A 20377-nucleotide genomic window follows, 5' to 3' on the forward strand; every position below is an offset into this window, starting at 1 on the left:
ATCCGCCATCCATGTTTACCGGAGTTTTGGATATTTGTCATCGTAATGATGAAATTATGAAAACACTTCATTTATGCACAATGATATGATTAACATTACAGACAAAAACCAGCCTGAATATGTTCATGAAAGGATGAGGAAGGTGTGGAAGCCGGATCGCAACAGCACACAACCTCTATATCAGCAAATTGCAGATGATCTGGAGCAAAGAATATCTTATGGTGAGTTTCCACCAGGCAGCTTACTCCCCTCCGAGCGAAAACTGGCGGAGCAAATCGGAGTTAATCGAAGCACCGTGGTTCTGGCTTACTCGGAGCTTCGGGCGCTAGGAATTATAGAAAGCCGTTCCGGAAGCGGAACACGGGTCAGCAACTCCAAATGGGGAGCCACGCCTAAGCATACGCCGAACTGGCACCGTTATGCGGAGGGAGGAAATTTCCTGCCGAATCTCCCTTTTCTCCGCCGGATTCGGGAAGCGCTGGCGCATGATCCTTCTTTGATTGATTTTGCCAGCGGAGAGCTTGCCGGTGATTTGGCGCCGATCCAAGAAATGAATACGTTAATGAGCCAAAAACCGAACACGTCCTATTTCGGATATGACAACCCGCAGGGATATGGTCCGCTCCGACAGGCATTGGTTACGTATCTGAAAAAGTATCGGGGGATCCGGACCACCGAATCATCCATATTGATCACATCAGGATCACAGCAGTCGCTGTATCTCATTACACAGTGCTTGTTGTCGCCTGGCGACGCGGTGGCTATTGAAGACCCGTCGTATTGCTATTCGCTGCCGATGTTTCAATCTGCTGGCCTTCGCTTGTTCAGACTCCCTGTAGATGGACAGGGAGTGCGGCCCGAGGACATTCGGTCGCTGTACAAGAAACACCGGATCAAGATGATTTTCATTAATCCGAATTTTCAAAATCCGACTGGCACCGTCATGGCTCAGGAGAGAAGATCACAGCTGCTGGATGCAGCCAGTGAACTTGGACTTCCAATCGTGGAGGACGACCCCTTCAGTTTGACCGCCTACCAGTGCTCGCCGCCTGCCCCTTTGAAATCCGTCGATTCCATCGGGTCGGTGCTGTACATCGGATCGCTCTCGAAAATAGCTGCATCCGGCCTCCGCGTAGGCTGGATGGTCGCCCCGAATTCGGTGGTGGAGCGGCTCGCGGACGCCAGGCAGCAGATGGATTTCGGATTGAGCGTGGTGCCCCAAAGCTTGGCCGGACAGTTTCTCAATTCTTCCTATTTTGCTCCGCACCTGGACAGACTGAGAGCGAGCTTGCTGTACAAGCGGGATTTACTGATCGAGGTCCTGCAGAAAGAACTGCAAGGCCTGGTTCATTTCCATGTGCCGGAGGGCGGCCTCCATCTCTGGTGCAAGATCGTCCCGGAAGTGAATGACAGCAAACTGCTGGAGGCCGCCATTCAAAAAGGCGTGATTTTTGCGCCGGGAAGTGTATACGGTTCAGCTTCCGGATATGTGCGTTTCACTTATGCCCGTGCCAGAGCCGAGGATATCCCATCGGGAATATCCAAGTTTGCTCAAGCTCTGCACGCCGCAATTCAATAGGGAGAACCGGTAACGCGAGGTCCTCTCGACAAAAAAAACGCCCCGAGTAGGGGCGCTCTTGGTATACATAGACGCAGGCTTTCAATGTTTTCTCAAGAATCCTCTTAGTGTTCGGACCCTGGCATAAGGCTTTGTCTTATTCGCCGGTTTCAGCGAATTTTTGAATACGCTCGCCGATTTGATCGCGAACGCGCTGGAAAACAGCCCATTTTTCTTCGTCGGTCCCCTGAGCCTTCGCCGGATCGTCAAATCCCCAGTGCTCACGGCGAACATGCGGAGGCGTCATCGGACAACGATCGGCAGCATCACCGCACAAGGTGACCACCAGGTCGGATTGATTTAACAGCTCCGGATCAATGATATCGGAAGTTTGTTTCGATATATCAATACCAACCTCATTCATCGCTTTGACGGCATTAGGGTTCAGGCCATGAGCTTCGATGCCGGCGCTGTAGACCTTCCAATCATCACCCAGATGTTTTTTGGCCCATCCCTCCGCCATTTGGCTGCGGCAAGAGTTGCCAGTGCACAAGAAGTAAAGTGTCTTTTTCTCCATGATTCGTTTCTCTCCTTTTATCCTGCAAATTACAGTATGGTCAACCAGATATATAAACCTAAAAGGGTTATAAATAAAGTTGGGATCGTCAGGATGATGCCTGTCTTAAAGTATGTCCCCCAGCTAATCTTCACGCCTTTGTTCGAAAGGACATGCAGCCATAGCAAGGTTGCCAGCGAGCCAATCGGCGTGATCTTGGGACCTAAATCGGAACCGATGACATTGGCATATATTAATGCCTCTCGAATGGCAGCCGATGTGCTTGTCGCATCAATTGCCAGCGCATCAATCATGACGGTCGGCATATTGTTCATGATGGAAGAAATCATCGCTGCGATAAATCCCATCCCCATGGTTGCCGCAAGTAGTCCTTGGTCCGCGATGCTCTGTATGACGCTTGCCAGTAGATCCGTAAGACCCGCGTTACGCAAGCCATATACGACGACATACATGCCAATGGAGAAAAACACGATTGCCCACGGAGCACCTTGGAGGACTTCCTTGGTTTGCACAGCCGGACTTTTCCGCGCCATCAGCAGGAAGAAAATCGCGATAACCCCAGCTACGATCGATACCGGAATACCGACAAATTCGCACACAAAGTAACCGATAAGGAGCACACTCAACACGATCCATGATAACCGGAACATCGCAGGGTCTTGAATCGCCGTTGATGGCTGCTTGAGCTGGGTGCCATCAAATTTCCGCGGGATACTTTTGCGGAAAAACAAGTAAAGCACCAGTACACTTGCTGCTAAAGAGAACAGATTGGGAACCAACATTCGGCTGGCGTATTCGGTAAACGTGATGCCAAAGAAATCGGCCGATACGATATTCACCAGGTTGCTGACCACTAGCGGAAGGGAGGTTGTATCCGCAATAAAGCCGCTTGCGATAATAAAGGGGAATACCTTCTTTTCGTCGAAATTCAGCGCCCGTACCATGGCAAGCACAATCGGGGTTAAGATCAGTGCTGCACCGTCATTTGCAAAAAATGCAGCGACAACCGCTCCAAGAACGGATACATAGACAAACATCCGGATACCGTTTCCTCGAGCGGCGTTCGCCATATGCAATGCCGCCCATTCGAATAAACCGATTTTATCCAGAATCAATGAAATGATAATAATGGCGACAAAGGCAAGCGTAGCATTCCACACAATCTGGGTGACATCCCAAACATCCTGAAAGTCGACAACTCCAACGAGCAGTGCCAGTACAGCACCTCCGCAAGCCGACCATCCAATGGACAGATTTTTAGGCTGCCAAATAACAAAAACCAATGTAACAAGAAAAATGATGCTAGCCAAAACAGAAACCAATGCACAAACCCTCCAATGACGTGTTGAACTAAAATACCGTTATTGCTTTCCCTCTATTAATCAATATATAACGATATACTTATATATTAAGCAGCGATTATAACTCTCATCAACCTGAGAGCTATTGCTCATACGGGCTGATTGCCGTTTAATCACAGGAACAGTTGATTTCCTTATTAAACGTTGACAATATTTCTTGAGAACTTGGCATCTCATTCAACACCGCTTGGATATATGGCTTATCCTCAACATGCAATGAATAATAAACCCATTGGCCTCTTCTGGCTTCATTTACGATCCCTTGAGACTTAAGCTTTCTTAAGTGCTGGCTGATTGCAGGCTGTGACATGTCAAAAATATCAACAAACTCGCAAACGCACCATTCTCTTTCCTTAAGGAGCGTCAACATGGTAAGCCTTGTTTTATCCCCAAGCAATTTGAGTTTCTCGGCTATTTCGTTCATATGCTCCAATAAGGTTCATCCCTTTCCTCCGATAAAATGAGATTAATGAATCCATAACCATATAATTTAATGCTTATATATTAATGGAAAGTGTGCCTGATTTCAAGTGCGCAGATTCTTCCTCCAAAAATCTCTCACTATCCAGCGCGGCCATGCATCCCGTGCCTGCAGCGGTAATTGCCTGACGGTACTTCGGATCCTGTACGTCTCCGCAAGCGAATACGCCAGGAATGTTCGTTTCGGTCGTTCCAGGCTTCACCCGAATATATCCGGCTGGATCCGTATCGATCTGTCCTTTCAAAAATGCAGTATTGGGCGTATGACCCGTCGCGATAAAAATTCCGTTGGTCTCCATTATTTCTTCGTTTCCGGTTTTCATATCCTTGACGCGCAGACCGGTAACTCCGCGATCATCGGCGATAATTTCAGTGGATTCTTTACTAAGGGCCCAGCTAATTTTAGGATTTTGTCTAGCGCGTTCCTGCATGATCTTTGAAGCACGCAGTTCATCCCGCCGATGAACGACCGTTACCTTCGAAGCGAACTTCGTGAGGAAATTCGCTTCTTCCATGGCGGAATCTCCCCCGCCCACGACCAGCACTTCTTTATTACGGAAAAAGAAGCCGTCACATGTCGCGCAAGTGCTTACCCCGCGGCCGATATTCTCTTTTTCGCCTGGTATGCCACCGAGTAAATTTGCAGATGCACCCGTCGAGAGAATAATCGAATCCGCTTGTAATTGACCCAGCCCATCAACCGACACTCGAAACGGACGGGATGAAAAATCCACTTCATTCACCCAGCCATTCCTAAACACAGCACCGAATCGAATCGCTTGTTTTCTCATATTATCCATGAGCTCCGGACCCATGATTCCATCAATGAATCCAGGGAAATTCTCAACTTCTGTAGTTAATGTCAATTGGCCACCCGGCTGCGGTCCTTCAATTACAAGCGGACTCAGGTTAGCTCTGGCTAAATAAATGGCAGCGGTCAAACCTGCTGGACCCGTTCCTATAATGATTGATTTATACATGTCGCTCACTCCTCTGTTTCATTTATCCGGGAGAACCAGATCTTGATTCCCCCTTGATATAAATTAATTGCAGCCCGAAGTAGATGAGGCAGCGGGCATGCAGCAATCATTGGCATTCGGCGCACTGTTAATACCGCATACGCCGGTCTCCGGCAGCTCTAATTCAACTTTTAACGCGGATTCTAAATCGCCATCCAGATATGCAGCAATGGATCTAACCTGTTCGTAGCCCGTCGCCATAAGGAAGGTAGGTGCTCGGCCATAACTCTTCATCCCAACGAGATAGAAATTCTTATCTAAATGACGCAGCTCTTTTTCGCCATGGGGTCTTACCGTTCCGCAGCTGTGTACATTGGGATCGATAAGGGGCGCAAGCGCTTCAACACTCTCCGTAGCAGGATCAATGCTAAGTCTGATCTCACTCAGGAATGAAAAATCAGGTCGGCTCCCTGTATTTACGATAATTTCATCGATTCCTTGTATTTCCTTGCCTTCACCGTTTGCAGTCCCCTTGATGTTCATTCTTCCATCGTGTTTGGAAAGCCCTTCAATCAAGAACGGAGTGACCACTTGGATTTGGCCGGCATCAATCAACTGGTGAATGTGTCTTCCAAGTGCCCCTCGTGCCTCTAACTGATCATTCTCTTCACCACCGTAAGCTTCATCCACAGATTTCTTTCGCATCACCCAAATAATCTCAGTGGTCGGATCCGTTTCTTTGAGCTTGGCTAAATCCAGTAAAGTGTTGATCGCAGAGTGCCCGCCTCCTACAACTGCAACACGTTTCCCGGCGTATTTCTGCCTTTGTTCGGATGATAAATCCGGAATCCCGTAATAAATATGGTCCTTCAAATCACGCTCTTCACGTGTCCATATCCCGTCTGCATTCAGCGGATTCGAATGTCCCCAGGTTCCGGAGGCATCGATTACTGCCCTGGCTTCAAGGCGTTCGGTATTGCCGTTTCGTTCAACATAAAGTACAAACGACGCAGCTGCGCGATTAGCGGATTTCATTTTATCAGCATTTTTCTTCGATATGGACACCACTTTAGCATTCAATATGATGTAGGGCTCCAGTTCAGGGAGTTGCGCTAAGGGCCTCAAATACTGATTCACAATCTCTTGACCGAAAGGCAATTCCGTTAATACAGGAGGCTGCCATCCTTGTTTACGCAAAAGTCGCTCCGCAGCTTTATCGATGTTGTACTGCCATGGTGAAAAAAGACGCACATGTCCCCATTGTAGGATGTTTTGACCTATGCTGGGTCCGGCTTCAAAAAGAATGAATGGTTGCCCTCTTTCGGCCAAATGAGCTGCTGCAGCCAAGCCGATAGGACCGGCACCAATAATCGCGACAGGCAGGTTACGGTTGTCCGGAACATATTCCTCCTTCACTTCCTTAGTGTTTAACGGTACACGGGGTGTACAACAAGAAGATGAGGCTACCTTGAATTCAATGTTTTTCATATTGAAATCCTCCTTATGTTTTCAATCCATCAATTTTTTTTGATGTATTGGTTAAAAAAATTATGTTTTTGTACTCGGATAGAAAACGCAGCATAGCTTTTCGGATAATAGTCCTTTGATTTCTTCATCGTTTAATTCGTAGTAATTCCATTTTCCGATGCGTTCCATCAATATAATATTTGCATCCAGCAACATTTTCAGATGGTACGACAGTTTCGATTGAGGCAGTTCCAGCATGTCGGTAAGGTCGCATACACATACTTTACCTCGTTGATTTAATTCATAAATGATTCTGAGCCGATTCTTATCGGATAATGCTTTGAATTTCTGTTCATACAGGCTTAATACGTCTTCATGTATTGTAGATACCTTCATGTTGTCACCTCTTTACTTCCCATCAAATAATTTTGATGTGCTCATTGTAGCAAGCCATCCGCGACACGTCAAGCATCAATTTTTTTTGATTTGTTTAGGAGTGTTTGCAGAATGACACTCAGATATACGATAGAACTGACTGCAGCGATACAACGTTAAATTACTTGCATATTGCAAATATATGTTGTATAACAAATCATAGGTGATATTCCAGACCAAGCCATGGCTAAATCCAGTACATGCTGCAGCCCATTATCCCAATAACTTTTGGCTGAGCTGTCATTCATTTAAAGAGAAAGGTGAGGAACCCGCCGCTGATGAACCCAATTACGATTAAAACAGCCCACACGAACGACGTGAAACGAATATTGCGTATTTATAATCAAGGAATTGAAGATCGCATTGCTACCCTGGAAGTAGAGACAAAAGATATTACATATATGCATCATTGGTTCCAACAACATGCGGAGCGTTACGCTGTCATTGTCGCTGAAAGCGCAGGCGAGGTGGTCGGTTGGGCTTCCCTCAACCCTTATTCTCAGCGCTGCGCCTATGATGGTGTTGCCGACCTATCCATATATATCGATCGGGCATTCCGAAGCAAAGGAATTGGAAGCATGCTGCTTCATCGCCTTGAGACGATTGCAAAGGAAAATGGTTTTTATAAAATCGTGCTGTTCACCTTTCCATTCAATCAAGGCGGGCAGGGTTTATATCATAAACTCGGGTACCGTGATGTTGGTGTTTTTCAAGACCACGGCATCTTGGATGGTAAGTTCGTGGACGTAACAATTATGGAGAAGTTATTAAATAATGTTCTCTCATAAATATACTTTAACCCGGTAATCAAGGGATTGGCCGCATGTACTATTTCGCCGATAATCCTGCAGCGATCGTCCGGTTACGTCCTTCGTCCTTCGCCCGGTATAAAGCCATATCCGCTGCCTGGAATACATCCTCGCGGTTCCCGCCATGTTCAGGATACAAGGAGACGCCGATCGATACGGTAAGCGTTAGGGAATACGGCGTTTGGGAAATCAGGATCGCGTTGCGTATCCGCTCAGCCATACGGTAGGCCTCTTCCATACTATGCTTGCGAAGAAGAATAACAAACTCCTCTCCGCCAAAACGGGAGCAGACCGCACCCGCAGGAACGCAACCGCTCATGACCGCCGCCACCAGCTTCAGGACTTGGTCGCCGGTTTGGTGGCCATAGGTATCGTTTACGTTTTTAAAATGGTCAATGTCCAGCATTAAAACGGCATACGGATCCCCAAGCGAATCCCACGAATCAAGGCAGCGTTCCAGTTCTCTGCGATTGGTCAGCCCTGTCAGTGGATCCGTGCTGGCTTCCTGCTGCAACGAATAGGCCTGCTTGGCCAGCGTTTCGGCAGCGGCCCCCATAATCTGGTTTAATTGATCAGCTTCCCGATTCCAATGCGGCTGGAATTCTTCAGAGGACACCGTTTGACCGGCTGCTATCGATTTTGTTAACTTATACAGCTGGGTAAATGGCGCGGCAATTCTTGTAGCCATATATGCGGCGATGACCAGCATGATCATGATCGGAAGGAGCATACTTCTCAGCTGATCCTGCAGGTTGCGATTGACATCGTCCAGAATGGAACTTACCGATGTCTGCATGACAATCCCCCAACCATTCATCGAAACGCTGGCGTAACCCGTCAAGTAATCGTTACCTTGCGTATTCATGACACGTTGCATACCGCTCTCGCCGTCCATGAGCCGCTGCACCACGACGTTAGAACTTACATCCTCCCCCACCCGGCTTTTATCCAGATGATAGAGCAGCTTCCCGCCGGAATCGACGATGTAGGAGTAGGAGTCCTTTTCATTTCCCGCACCAGATCCGAAAATCCGATGCAATATATTATTTTCTTCCAAGTAGATCGTGCCGGCAATCATCCCGTGATACTTGCCGGAGCTGTCGAAAATCGGCTCGCTCGCAAGAATCATCCAGCGTCCGGTCGGGCTTCTATAAGGTGCCGATATGTAGGACTTTCTCTCATTTAGCGCCTTAGTGGTCCCTTCCGTTATTAATCGGGCCGGATTCAAATGGTTCCCCTCAGGAGAAACCACTCGAATGGTACCCGCTTGATCGGCCCAAAATACGGAGTTGAAGTAAAGGCTGCTCTGAAGCATAAGATCAAAAATGACCTGCAGCTCCTTCTCATCGGATGCCGCACTGGCCTCTATTGCCGGGTTGTTGGCAGAGGCACGAAGGCTTTGGCGCATCCCTGATAAAAGCGCTTCAATGGTAACCGCCATTTTTTGTGCGGAGGATAAATTAAGCGACATGGTATTGTTATATAGAGATCGTTTCTCATTTTTATACTGAATATAGATCATAATCGACATCGTCATGAGAATGGATAATGAAACCAGCGCAGGCATGACCATGGCTAGACTGATTTTAATGCGTTTTTTAGGTATGTTCATGGCGGCTGCACTCCTACTCTTGATGAAACCTATTGCCGGATTATTATACGATCTTTACATATTACTTCACAAACCTTTTGACGTCCATATATGGAATAAGCGTTTTCCGTGGAAGTCTCCAATTTGTAATCCATGCATTGTATTTATCGCTTTATAACAAACATACGTTCGTTATATAATATAGAGGGGCAACACCCACCAACACGCTGCCGATCCGGCGCTTGGGACTGAAGCCTGGGGAGAGCGCGTCCATGACCGCAGTCTGGATTCAGTTCCCGAGTTTAACCATCGCCCCCCTTGCCCAACAGTATACGCGTACGGATGAGTATGCCTACCGTTATGAGAGTAACTATGGAGCCTACCAAGCGGATCTGGAGGTTGACGAGCACGGCCTCGTTACGAGGTACGCGGACGTATGGAGCCGTGCTCGCTAAAGCTCGGTGCATCCACGGCCGGCTGATGAGAAGGTATATCCTCTTAACCGGTCGAAAGCAACAACCCGGAACCGTTGCACCATCTCCTCTTCCGTTACAAATAATCCTCACACTTATACGTTTATCGGCATGCCAAAAATCCCCTGTCGGGTCTGCTCAGACCTTGCAGGGGATTTCCATGCGCCTAGTACTCCCTAAAATCAATGCGGGACAAAGACAAGCTGCAGCACGAACAGCACGGCAAAAATATACATCAGCGGGTGAACCGCCTTCCACTTGCCCTTTACGATTTTCATCAGCGGGTATGAAATAAAACCGAGGGCGATCCCGGTCGCGATGCTGGACGTAAGCGGCATAGTCAAGATGACGAGAAACGCGGGGAACGCTTCATCAAAATCATTCCACCGGATGTGCTGAACGTTACTCAGCATCAGACAGCCCACTACGATAAGCGAAGGGGCCGTAATGGCGGACAATCCGGCAACCGCGCCGATCAGCGGACTGAAGAAGGCTGCAACGACGAACAACGCGGCAACGACGACCGCCGTCAACCCTGTCCTACCGCCTGCGCCGACGCCGGCTGCAGATTCCACATAGGCGGTGGTCGGGCTTGTACCGACCATGGATCCGGCCACGGTTGCCACCGAATCGGAGAACATGGCGCGTTCTGCACGAGGCAGCTTGTTATCCTTCATCAGCCCCGCCTGCTCCGCCACACCAACGACCGTGCCTGTGGTATCGAACAGCGTCACCAGGAGGAACGAGAACACAACGGCATAAAGTCCATGCCTGATCACATCGGAGGCAGCGGTAATCGGGTTCCATACCAGAATGCCTTCCGGCAGCGTAGGAACCGACATAATCCCGCTCGTAAAGGACAGCATATCGGCAAAATAAGCAATAATCCCGGTAATAATCATACCGATAAACAAAGCACCCTTTACATCGCGGGACAGCAGCACAAGCGTAACCGCCAATCCCACCAAGGCGAGCACAACCGATGGCTGGTGCAGATCACCGAGCGCTACCAGATTGTCCGGATGCGCTGTAATGATGCCGCTCATCCGCAGACCGATAAAAGCAATAAACAGGCCGATTCCGACCGTGATCGCATGCTTCAAATTCGACGGGATCATCTCAATCAGCCTACGCCGCAGGGAAGTCATCGATAATACCAAAAACAGAATACCGGCTATAAAAACAGCCGAGAAAGCCTCAATATACCCAAGTCCGGCATGTCCTTGAACAACGGAATAGGTGAAGTAGGCATTCAAGCCCATCCCCGGCGCCACTGCGATCGGGTAGCGGGCTACGAGCCCCATCAGCAGTGTACCAATCACAGCGGCAATAATCGTTGCCGTGAAGCTCTGCTCAAAAGGTACACCCGCTTGCGACAGAATCAGCGGATTCACAACGGTCACATACGCCATCGTGAAAAACGTCGTGGCCCCGGCAACAACTTCTGTCTTCACCGAGGTACCATTAGCTTTTAAATCAAACACAATATATCCTCCATTCATGTTGCTTGGCCTGGCTTTGTGCTAGACCCTTTTGGTAAGTTATGCAATATTTGATATACTCAAAAACAAATGTACTGTACAACTCTACGTAGCCATTTCGTTCTGAACTCGATAAAAAGTCTTAATTAGTCGTTATATTCAAAATCTTAAGCGAGAGCAAATGACAGGAGGTTTGAATCCATGTGCGGACGCTTTACACTCACGGTCACTTGGGAAGAATTAATGACACGGTATCTCATCGATCCCGAATCGGTATCTCCCTTTCACATTCCCCGGTACAACATCGCTCCTACGCAGATGGTCACGGCGATTATCAACGACGGCAGCGCCAACCGGATCGGTCAGCTGCAATGGGGGCTTGTCCCATCCTGGGCCAAGGATCCCTCAGCCGGAGCCAAAATGATCAATGCGCGCAGCGAAACGCTGGAAGATAAGCCTGCATTTAGGATGCCCTTTTATCGGAAAAGATGCCTGATACCTGCAGACGGTTTTTACGAATGGCAAAAAAACGGCAATGGCAAGCAGCCTTTTCGCATCGGCTTGAGGAACGGGGAAATATTCAGCATGGCAGGTCTGTACGATACCTGGATCACCCCAAGCGGAGATAAACTCAGCACCTGCACCGTCATTACAACCGCACCCAATCGACTCATGGAACCGATCCATAACCGGATGCCGGTCATTCTGAGCCCCGCAGACGAAGCACTATGGCTTGAACGGCAGACATCTTCCCAAACCAATGAAAGCAGCCCTTCCCTTTTGCAAACCCTCAAAGAGCTTTTGAGGCCTTACCCCGCGGAGGAAATGCAGGCCGTACCGGTTAGCACAACCGTAAATTCCGTTAAAAATGACACGGAAGCTTGCATCCGTTCCATTACGGACAGCTAAATACTACGGAAAGATTGGGGGGGCCTCTTCAACTTCCGCACTTTTTCTTAGCTCCCCGGTTCCTCTGCTATCGGGTAGACCACAAATCAAGGGACTTCTTTTATAAAAGTCCGCCAGGAACGTTTCATCCCTGCACATGCCAAATCAAAAGCCCCTGCTCATAAGGAGAAAACACTCCCGAGAGGGGCTTCTTCTATGCAAAGTAAAACCTTGATGTCATCCAATTGTTATCGAAACATCCCCCACAGCTTGATCAAATGGAAGGTGTTGTTCGGATCGATGCGCTGTGCAAGGACGAATTGAACCATTTGCTGCTCCTGCGCGGAGCTCAGCTTTTCATTCATGATGCCGCTGGCCGTCCGGATCAATTGATGTACTTTTGCGCTATTTTGAAGATCTGCCTTGGTCAACCCCTGAGTCAGCCCTTTGATTCTTTCCTTGACTGCCGGGTTTTTCATTTTCAGCTTGATTCGCTCCACCAGCTGCGGACTAATCCCGTACTGCTGATAACTCAATGTTGAAGCACCTCCAGTCATAAATGCTGCTACCCTTTTTGAGTATATGACGAAGGTCTGTCCATTGTGCTAACAGATTCATGTCATTAATCCATGATATCGCCCTGGAAGATCTTTTCCTGCTGCAAAAAGTCGCGCAATGGCTCATATTCAGGGGACGTCCAGAAGGAGCTGTCGCTGACAAGCGCCGCTGCATCGCCCCTGGCCTCTTCCACCACTTTGAAATCCGCGACCATGTCGGCCAGCCGGAACTCCGGCAGTCCGCTCTGCTTCGTACCGAAAAAGTCACCAGGGCCCCGAAGCTCCAAATCCCTCCGGGATACCTCGAAGCCGTCCTCGGTTTCCGTCATGACCTGCATCCGCTCCTGGCCCACTTCCGATTTTGGATCAGCCACAAGGACGCAGTAGGATGCATGCTGCCCACGGCCTACACGGCCCCGAAGCTGGTGAAGCTGGGACAGACCGAAGCGATCGGCATCCATAATGATCATCAACGTTGCGTTCGGCACGTCAACGCCAACCTCAACAACCGTCGTAGAAATCAGCAGCTGGACCTCATTGCTGTAGAATTGGCGCATGACCTCATCCTTCTCGGCAGGCGTCATACGACCGTGCAGAAGTCCGACAGCATACGTGGGAAAGGCCTGCTGCATCTGGACATGCAGGTCAATCGCATTCTGAACGTCCAGCTTATCCGATTCTTCAATCAAAGGAGCAATCAAATAGGCCTGACGACCTTGATTTACTTCCCGGGAAATAAATCCAAGCACACGGTCCATGAGTTCATGTTTGACCCAATAGGTCGTAATAGGAATACGACCTTTCGGACGCTCCGACAGCGTGGATACATCCATATCCCCAAAGGCGGTAATCGCCAGCGTTCGCGGAATCGGCGTTGCCGTCATCGTGAGCACATCCGGGTTATAGCCTTTACGGCGGAGTACGCTTCGCTGGTTCACGCCAAAACGGTGCTGCTCGTCCGTCACGACGAGTCCCAGCTCCCGGAAGTACACATCATCCTGGATGAGGGCATGGGTGCCCACGACAACATCCGTCAGCCCCATCTGTAAGGAAGCCAGCAGGTCTTTACGCTTCTTCCCCGTTACACTGCCTGTCAACAGGCCAACGGTAATGCCGAAGGGCTCAAACAGCTTCTGCAGCGAACGCATATGCTGTTCGGCAAGAATCTCCGTTGGCACCATCAAGGCCCCTTGAAAGCCTGAGCGCACCGTTGTAAACAGAGCGATGGCGGCAACAATCGTTTTTCCCGAGCCGACATCCCCTTGAAGCAAGCGGTTCATGCAGTAAGGGGAGCGCATATCATGCAAAATCTCCAGCTCCACCTTCTTCTGCGCATCGGTAAGCTCAAACGGGAAGCTGCGCACGAACTCTCGGATCGTTGCATTGTCAGCCGTATGTACAACACCGTCCATCCGTCCCCGGTTCAGCGCCCGGAACGCCTGCATTTTCAACTGGAACAAGAAGAGCTCCTCATACACCATCCGGCGCCGCCCTTCCTGGCCTTCCCGGGAGTCGACAGGCTGATGGATCGTCATGATCGCCGCTTTACGAGGCATCAGATCATATTTTCGGAGCAGAGATTGCGGCAAAATTTCGGGAATCATCTCCCCGTATTGCTCCAAAGCCTGTCCCATCGTTTTTCGGATCCAGGATTGCGTGATCTTCCCGCCGATGGAATACACCGGCTGCAGCGTTCCGCTGCGGAAGGCTCCCTTATCCGGGAACTCGGACTCGGACACCGTAAGCTGCATTCTGCGCTGATCCCACTTGCCCGTCAGCACGATCTCCCGACCGGCCGTAAGCTGGTCCTTCAGAAAATGCCGATTGAACCAGGTTGCGGTGAACATCCAGTTTTCGGCCAGCATTTTGCAGGTGAGACGGGATTTGCGCCCGTAGCGCTGCAGTACCGGCACGCTGGCTATCTTAGCTTGTATGGTGATTTTGTCCCCGTCCTTGACTTCGCTTAAAGACCGTAGCCGGTAATCCTCATACCGGAAGGGGTAATACTCCAAAAGATCCTTGACCGTAGAGACGCCAAAGGCGTGAAGCTCCCCCTCTTTCAGGGCGCTCACGCCGTTGATCTGTCTGACGGATATTTGATCGAGTTTGAGACTCATATCATCTACCTCACTTAAGCAGGCCATATATACGCTGCAATGGTTCCCGGTCCAACGTGCGTACCGATAACCGGACCGATCTCGGAGAACACCGTTTCCTCGATCGTAAACACAGCGGACAGCTGCTGCAGAAAATCCTCAACCTGAGCAGGGTCAGCTGTATGACCCACAGCCACTTTAATATTTTTCACACCGGATAGATCCTGTTGAAACAGTTCAATGATTTTGGCCGTCGCTTTCTTACGACCGCGGACCTTGTCTACCGGAAAGATAATCCCTTCGCCATCAATGGACAGGATTGGCTTAATGTTAAGCAGTGTACCAAGCACGGCTGAAGCCTTGCCGATCCGTCCGCCCTTCTGCAAGTACTCCAGTGTGTCTACCAGGAAGTAGAGGCGGCGCTTAGAGCGAAGGTCCTCAAGCGACGAAATAATATCTGGAACAGCGGCTCCTTCTTGTGCGAGCTTCGCTGCATGAACCACGAATAGTCCGAAACCATAAGAGGCCGATTTGGAATCCCATACGGTGATATCCGCTTCTCCTTCGATAAGAGAGGTGGCAAGCAATGCGGACTGATACGTTCCGCTCAAGCCGGATGAGATGTGAATGGACATAATGGAGCAGCCGGGGTGCTGTTCCAGAATGGACTCATACACAGCTACAAAATCTGCGGGTGAAGGCTGGGAGGTCGTCGGAAGCTGGGGTGACTGCACCAGCTTTTTGTAGAACTCTCCCGGCGTGATTTCGACTCCGTCCAAATACGTATCTTCCCCGAACATAAGTCTCAGCGGCACAATATGAATGTTGTGTTGCTTCGCCAGGTCTGCCGGAATATCCGCTGTGCTGTCTGTCACAATAACGGTCTTATTCACCGGAACCCCTCCTAATATACCTTGCATAATGTCAAAACGTTATAAGAAAAACTTTATCGACGTACTTCCTTAGAAGTCAGACCGCATATAGCGGAAGTTTTTCTTGCGAGATAAGGAAGGGAAAACCTCGGAAGTGTATACTTCCTTATCTCTTAGATCAAGACTCCACGGAGAACAGATAGGAATAAATCGGCTGTCCGCCGTAGTGAACCTCAACCTCTGCGTTAGGATACTGCTCGCCAAGCCACTCCGTGAGTGCGTTGGTCGATTCCTCAGTTGCGTCCGCGCCGGTAAGCAGCGTCACGATTTCATCGCCGGACTCCAGCATTTTACCCAGCAAATCCTGGGAGGTCGTAATCAGATCCTCGTTTGCTGCAACGATGTTGGAATTGCGAATACCGATAAACTGGCCAGCCTTGATCTCGAGATCATCAATCGTTGTGTCCCGAACGGCATAGGTTACCTGCCCCGATTGCACGCGAGTGATCGCATCCAGCATGTTGTCGGTGTTCATATCCGCATTCTCGTCTTCCTGGAAAGCAAATGCCGCCGCGATCCCCTGCGGAATCGTCTTGCTCGGTATGACCGTTACGCTGCGTTCGCCTTCAAGAAGCTCTCTCGCCTGCTGGGCGGCCAGCACGATGTTGGAGTTGTTCGGCAGGATGTAAATCTGCTGCGCCGAGATCGAAGAAATCGCATTGACAAAATCCTCGGTGCTCGGGTTCATCGTCTGTCCCCCGGAGAGAACAACGTCTACGCCCAGGCTCTTGAATATATCGGAGATGCCTTCCCCTGACGATACTGCTATGAAGCCGTACGGTGCAATCTCGTCTGCCGGGAGAACAGCCGGAGCTTCCGGCGTCACGGTCTCTGCCGGAATATCTGCAAACAACTCGGGCATCGGTGCAATATCCATTCCCGTTGTCAGCAAATCACGATGCTGCTCGCGCATGTTCAATATATGAATCTGAGTGATCTCTCCATACATTAGCGCCAAATTCAACACTTCACCCGGAGCCTTGGAATGCACATGAACTTTGATCGTCTCGTCATCGGCGATGACAATGATGGAATCACCATTCACTGCAAGCGCTTTCCGGAACTTATCTTCATCAAAGTCTGCGCCTGTTCCTTCTCCGAGCTGCCTATTAATAAAGAATTCCATGTCATATAAAAATTCAATGTCCTCTGTGGACAGTCTGGACTGGGCAGAAGCCGGAGCTTGAACCGCCGAGAAGTCAGGGGCCGCTTGAAAGGCGGGGGCCTTGTTGCTCTGTTCGGCTTGTCCTTCCGCAACAGCAAACGATCCGGTTGGAGCGTCTTTTCTAAGTGCCTGCAAGAAACCTTCATAAATGTAAACCAAGCCCTGTCCACCCGAATCCACGACGCCAACCTGCTTCAGAACAGGGAGCATATCCGGCGTCTGGGACAGTGTTTCTTTGGCTTTGGCCAACACCTGCTCCATCAATTCCACGATATCGTTGTTGCGGCGGGAGAAATAGACCGCATGCTTGGCCGCTTCTTTAGCTACGGTAAGGATGGTACCTTCAACAGGCTTCACAACAGCTTTATACGCAGCTTCTACGCCTGTCTGCAGTGCTGCGGCGAATTGATGAGAATTTAGTTCTGTATAAGGTGCCGCATATCGGCTGAAACCACGGAACAGCTGGGACAGAATAACCCCCGAGTTCCCTCTGGCTCCCATCAGAAGCCCCTTGGACAGCACACCGGCACTATGCCCGACGGACTCCGAGTACTTACTCTTCAGTTCTGCCACACCTGCCGTCATCGTCAAATTCATGTTGGTCCCCGTGTCGCCGTCCGGCACCGGGAACACATTCAGGGAATTGACGTGTTCTGCATGCTGCTGCAGCTGCTCCGCTCCGGCTAGGACCATCGCGGTAAATTCTGTTCCATTCAAAGAACGCTTACTCAATGAGAATTCCCCTTCCTGGCTTGATACCCATAACACTACTTGTTGTAAATTTCATATCTATTTCATAGCTTATAGCTGACGAAATGCCCAGGCAGTAAATAAAAGACTTACCGTGATTAATGGATCATAAATCTAGGTTGGGCTATCCTCTCGTCCTCTACGCTTTCCGGCGGTTCCCAAGCCTCTTGAGAGCCCTGCCGAGCAGCCCACGAACTATTTCTTCGGAAATATTATGGACTAATCAACATTGTACTATAATGGCAAAGAGAAATAAATGTTTTTAGGACAGTTGACGGAGCAATTTTTACTGTGATATTATATTTAAGTATTGTTTCATGCAGGGTTAGGAACAAGGAGGTGTAATGAATGGCTCGCAAATGTTATGTAACTGGCAAGAAACCAAGCAGTGGTAACCATGTTTCTCACGCTAACAATCACAACAAGCGTTCTTGGGGTGTCAACGTTCAAAAGGTTCGCATTTTGGTAGATGGCAAGCCAAAACGTGTATACGTCAGCACTCGCGCTTTGAAATCCGGTAAAGTGACTCGCGTATAATCATCTTGTGTTATATGAAGAAAAACTTCTTAATCTCCAGGCACCATTTGTGGGCGATCCGGGACAAGGAAGTTTTTCTTGCGTTTAGATACATATTCTTCTTCTAAACAAAAAGCACCCTGAGCAGTTAGCAGGTGCTTTTTTTATTTAGATATAAGAAAAATGAAAGAGCAAAACTTCCGCTTTCTTATATCGCAAGAAAAACTTCCGGTCGAACGCGGTCTGTCCTCGATAAGTACGTCGCTAGACACTCTTCTTTTGATATAAGAAAGCGAAGGAGGACTTACGCGTTTTTTGGCTTTCTTATACCGCAAGAAAACTTCCGCATACAGATGCGGTATGTCCTCCATGCGCTCTATCGGAGTGTTCTTGCCTCTTTCCCCCAGAACCGGCTAGGCGGCGTCAGTCCCAGGCGGAGGTTTTGTTACGCCGGGACAAGCTGTCAGCTCTTGTGAAACGTATTTAAGATGGCCTTCACAAAACCTCCCAAAAACTTCGGCAGCTTGAACGTATAGAATTTCATGTCTCACCCTCCCCATCATTCTCATGCCTTCCTAGATTATGTTATGCACCAAGCCCTTAGATGTGAACACAGACAAAAAAGGCTACATGAGAACCCAGCTCATGTAACCATATTTATGCGGGAACCCCGCGCCCTATGCATCCCGTTGCTCACGTTCTGGTCAAGATGTTACGCTGTCACGGATTTTGGCAATGGCTGCCGCGCGATCCGGCATGCCGAATACCGCGCTGCCCGCAACCAGGACATCCGCTCCCGCTTCCACCACAAGCGGCGCTGTCTCCGCTGTAATGCCGCCATCCACTTCAATATGGATATTCGGGTTGTCGGAGTTAGAAATCCATTCACGCAGCTGTGAGATCTTGTTTACCGTCCGCTCGATAAAAGCCTGTCCGCCAAACCCCGGGTTCACGGTCATTACCAGTACCAAATCCAAATCAGGAAGCACTTCCTGAAGGACATGGGCCGGCGTAGCCGGATTGATCGCGACGCCGGCCTTCACGCCAAACTCTTTGATCAGATGGATGACGCGATGAAGATGCGGGCAGGTCTCGGCATGAACGGTGATCAGATCGGCTCCAGCCTTGGCGAAGTCCGCAATATACAGCTCCGGTTGCTCAATCATCAAGTGCACATCAAGCGTCAGGCTCGTATGGGGCCTGATCGCTTGGACGATCGGCGGCCCCAGCGTAATATTGGGTACAAAGTGTCCGTCCATAACGTCCACATGAATCCAATCGGCTCCGCCGGCCTCAGCCTCTTTAATTTCTTGTCCCAGCTTCGCAAAATCCGCTGACAATATGGATGGGGCAATTTTTATCATCATTCAGTACCTCCGTTTCTTGTCTTTCATCTCCGTATAAAACTCCACATAATGCTCATAACGGCTAGCCAGGATGATTCCATCCTCTTTGGCTTGGATCACCCGGCAGCCCGGCTCCTGCAGATGGCTGCAGCCTCTGAATTTACATTCGGCAGCATAAGGAGCAAATTCTCTGAAACAGGTCGATAACTCCTCGACACCCAGCTCCAGAAAATCCAGCTGGCTAAAGCCGGGTGTATCGGCAACATACCCCCCGTTATCAAGCTCAATCAGCTCCACATGGCGTGTCGTATGACGACCGCGGCCAAGACGCAGGCTAATTTCGCTCGTCTCCAGCGAGAGGCCAGGCATTAACGCATTCAGCAGGGACGATTTCCCGACACCGGATTGACCGGAGAAGACACTGATTCGACTGGCCAGGCGTTTCTTCACCTCTTCCGTCCCGATCCCTTGCAGAGAGCTGGTAATCAGCACTTCGTAACCAATCTCTTCATACTGGCGCTTCACCTGCTCCAGCACATCGTCGGTGGCGTCCACAAGATCCTGCTTCGTCAGGCAGATCAATGCCTCAAGGCCCTCATGCTCTATATGTACCAGAAACTTGTCCAGCAGATGCAGGCTCAGATCCGGTTCTTTGACCGAAAACAACAGCACCGCCAAGTCGACGTTCGCGACAGGCGGGCGAATTAGTTGGGAAGACCGTGGAAGAATTTCATCCACGGTCCCTTCCCCATTTTCAGTCAATGAGTACATCACGTGATCTCCAACGAGCGGAGAGATACCTTTCTTTTTGAAAATGCCGCGGGCTCTGCATTGAACCGCTGGGTCCTCCCCGGATATAATGTTGCCATCCTGCAGTGGTTTGACGTAATAATATCCGCTTAGTGCCTTCACGATCAGTCCCTCTAGCATATAATA

The 20377-nt window shown here is 49.6% G+C and carries 20 protein-coding genes; 5 read left to right on the top strand and 15 right to left on the bottom strand.

Annotated features, from left to right (window positions below; translation table 11 throughout):
* The first annotated feature begins 142 nt into the window (after nt 1-142).
* Nucleotides 143-1579 (top strand): MocR-like pyridoxine biosynthesis transcription factor PdxR, encoded by a 1437-nt coding sequence (pdxR, locus tag ACETK5_RS18035; protein ID WP_100539300.1) that lies wholly within the window; start codon nt 143-145, stop codon nt 1577-1579.
* 136 nt (nt 1580-1715) lie between these two features.
* On the opposite strand, the gene arsC is transcribed toward pdxR, so the two are convergent.
* The 6 genes from arsC to ACETK5_RS18065 all read right to left on the bottom strand — a co-directional run bounded on the left by arsC (nt 1716) and on the right by ACETK5_RS18065 (nt 6798).
* A complete protein-coding gene (gene arsC / locus ACETK5_RS18040) occupies nt 1716-2135 on the bottom strand; it encodes an arsenate reductase (thioredoxin) (RefSeq protein WP_394057039.1) in 420 nt (139 codons plus the stop codon).
* A 29-nt stretch (nt 2136-2164) separates the two neighbouring features.
* Entirely contained in the window at nt 2165-3457 is a 1293-nt protein-coding gene (locus tag ACETK5_RS18045; RefSeq protein WP_100536120.1) for an arsenic transporter, read from the bottom strand.
* A 148-nt stretch (nt 3458-3605) separates the two neighbouring features.
* Nucleotides 3606-3929, bottom strand: a complete 324-nt coding sequence (locus tag ACETK5_RS18050) for an ArsR/SmtB family transcription factor (protein ID WP_100536119.1) — start codon at nt 3927-3929, stop codon at nt 3606-3608.
* 64 nt (nt 3930-3993) lie between these two features.
* On the bottom strand, nt 3994-4956 hold the full coding sequence (trxB, locus tag ACETK5_RS18055; protein ID WP_394057041.1) for a thioredoxin-disulfide reductase: 963 nt from the start codon (nt 4954-4956) through the stop codon (nt 3994-3996).
* Nucleotides 4957-5019: 63 nt separating this feature from the next.
* Entirely contained in the window at nt 5020-6423 is a 1404-nt protein-coding gene (locus ACETK5_RS18060; protein ID WP_394057043.1) for an NAD(P)-binding domain-containing protein, read from the bottom strand.
* A 60-nt stretch (nt 6424-6483) separates the two neighbouring features.
* Nucleotides 6484-6798: an ArsR/SmtB family transcription factor gene (locus tag ACETK5_RS18065; protein ID WP_394057044.1), complete on the bottom strand. Its 315-nt coding sequence runs from the start codon at nt 6796-6798 to the stop codon at nt 6484-6486.
* Nucleotides 6799-7115: 317 nt separating this feature from the next.
* On the opposite strand from ACETK5_RS18065, the gene ACETK5_RS18070 reads away from it, so the two are divergent.
* Complete coding sequence (locus tag ACETK5_RS18070) at nt 7116-7625, top strand: arsinothricin resistance N-acetyltransferase ArsN1 family A (RefSeq protein WP_394057046.1); 510 nt, start codon at nt 7116-7118, stop codon at nt 7623-7625.
* Between the two features lie 40 nt (nt 7626-7665).
* On the opposite strand, the gene ACETK5_RS18075 is transcribed toward ACETK5_RS18070, so the two are convergent.
* Nucleotides 7666-9258, bottom strand: a complete 1593-nt coding sequence (locus tag ACETK5_RS18075) for a sensor domain-containing diguanylate cyclase (RefSeq protein ID WP_394057047.1) — start codon at nt 9256-9258, stop codon at nt 7666-7668.
* A gap of 206 nt (nt 9259-9464) precedes the next feature.
* Here ACETK5_RS18075 and ACETK5_RS18080 point away from each other — a divergent pair, with 206 nt between their 5' ends.
* Nucleotides 9465-9692 (top strand): putative glycolipid-binding domain-containing protein, encoded by a 228-nt coding sequence (locus tag ACETK5_RS18080; protein ID WP_394057461.1) that lies wholly within the window; start codon nt 9465-9467, stop codon nt 9690-9692.
* 200 nt (nt 9693-9892) lie between these two features.
* Here ACETK5_RS18080 and ACETK5_RS18085 read toward each other — a convergent pair whose 3' ends face one another.
* Nucleotides 9893-11194, bottom strand: coding sequence for an NCS2 family permease (locus tag ACETK5_RS18085; protein WP_326112348.1), 1302 nt, complete (start codon nt 11192-11194; stop codon nt 9893-9895).
* Nucleotides 11195-11392: 198 nt separating this feature from the next.
* Here ACETK5_RS18085 and ACETK5_RS18090 point away from each other — a divergent pair, with 198 nt between their 5' ends.
* On the top strand, nt 11393-12100 hold the full coding sequence (locus ACETK5_RS18090) for an SOS response-associated peptidase (protein ID WP_127591847.1): 708 nt from the start codon (nt 11393-11395) through the stop codon (nt 12098-12100).
* 227 nt (nt 12101-12327) lie between these two features.
* Here the strand turns inward: ACETK5_RS18090 and ACETK5_RS18095 are convergent, their stop codons facing one another.
* From ACETK5_RS18095 to ACETK5_RS18110, 4 genes are all read right to left on the bottom strand, one after another.
* Nucleotides 12328-12615, bottom strand: coding sequence for a stage VI sporulation protein F (locus tag ACETK5_RS18095; RefSeq protein ID WP_100536111.1), 288 nt, complete (start codon nt 12613-12615; stop codon nt 12328-12330).
* Nucleotides 12616-12701: 86 nt separating this feature from the next.
* The gene (gene recG / locus ACETK5_RS18100; RefSeq protein ID WP_100536110.1) at nt 12702-14753 is read right to left on the bottom strand and encodes an ATP-dependent DNA helicase RecG; all 2052 of its coding nucleotides are present in this window, start codon (nt 14751-14753) and stop codon (nt 12702-12704) included.
* Nucleotides 14754-14767: 14 nt separating this feature from the next.
* Entirely contained in the window at nt 14768-15625 is an 858-nt protein-coding gene (locus ACETK5_RS18105; RefSeq protein WP_100536109.1) for a DegV family protein, read from the bottom strand.
* A gap of 157 nt (nt 15626-15782) precedes the next feature.
* Entirely contained in the window at nt 15783-17561 is a 1779-nt protein-coding gene (locus ACETK5_RS18110) for a DAK2 domain-containing protein (protein WP_394057050.1), read from the bottom strand.
* A 366-nt stretch (nt 17562-17927) separates the two neighbouring features.
* On the opposite strand from ACETK5_RS18110, the gene rpmB reads away from it, so the two are divergent.
* Nucleotides 17928-18116 (top strand): 50S ribosomal protein L28, encoded by a 189-nt coding sequence (gene rpmB / locus ACETK5_RS18115; RefSeq protein WP_006209230.1) that lies wholly within the window; start codon nt 17928-17930, stop codon nt 18114-18116.
* A gap of 442 nt (nt 18117-18558) precedes the next feature.
* Here the strand turns inward: rpmB and spoVM are convergent, their stop codons facing one another.
* The 3 genes from spoVM to rsgA form a co-directional block, all read right to left on the bottom strand.
* On the bottom strand, nt 18559-18639 hold the full coding sequence (spoVM, locus tag ACETK5_RS18120) for a stage V sporulation protein SpoVM (RefSeq protein ID WP_034273235.1): 81 nt from the start codon (nt 18637-18639) through the stop codon (nt 18559-18561).
* A 160-nt stretch (nt 18640-18799) separates the two neighbouring features.
* Nucleotides 18800-19459 carry a ribulose-phosphate 3-epimerase gene (gene rpe, locus ACETK5_RS18125; protein ID WP_100539299.1) on the bottom strand — a complete coding sequence of 220 codons (660 nt, stop codon included), beginning with the start codon at nt 19457-19459 and terminating at the stop codon, nt 18800-18802.
* Nucleotides 19460-19462: 3 nt separating this feature from the next.
* Nucleotides 19463-20371, bottom strand: a complete 909-nt coding sequence (rsgA, locus tag ACETK5_RS18130) for a ribosome small subunit-dependent GTPase A (protein WP_100536107.1) — start codon at nt 20369-20371, stop codon at nt 19463-19465.
* Between the last annotated feature and the right edge of the window lie 6 nt (nt 20372-20377).

This window comes from Paenibacillus ilasis (genome assembly GCF_043195395.1).
In the GTDB taxonomy this organism is placed as follows: Bacteria; Bacillota; Bacilli; order Paenibacillales; family Paenibacillaceae; genus Paenibacillus_AQ; species Paenibacillus_AQ lautus.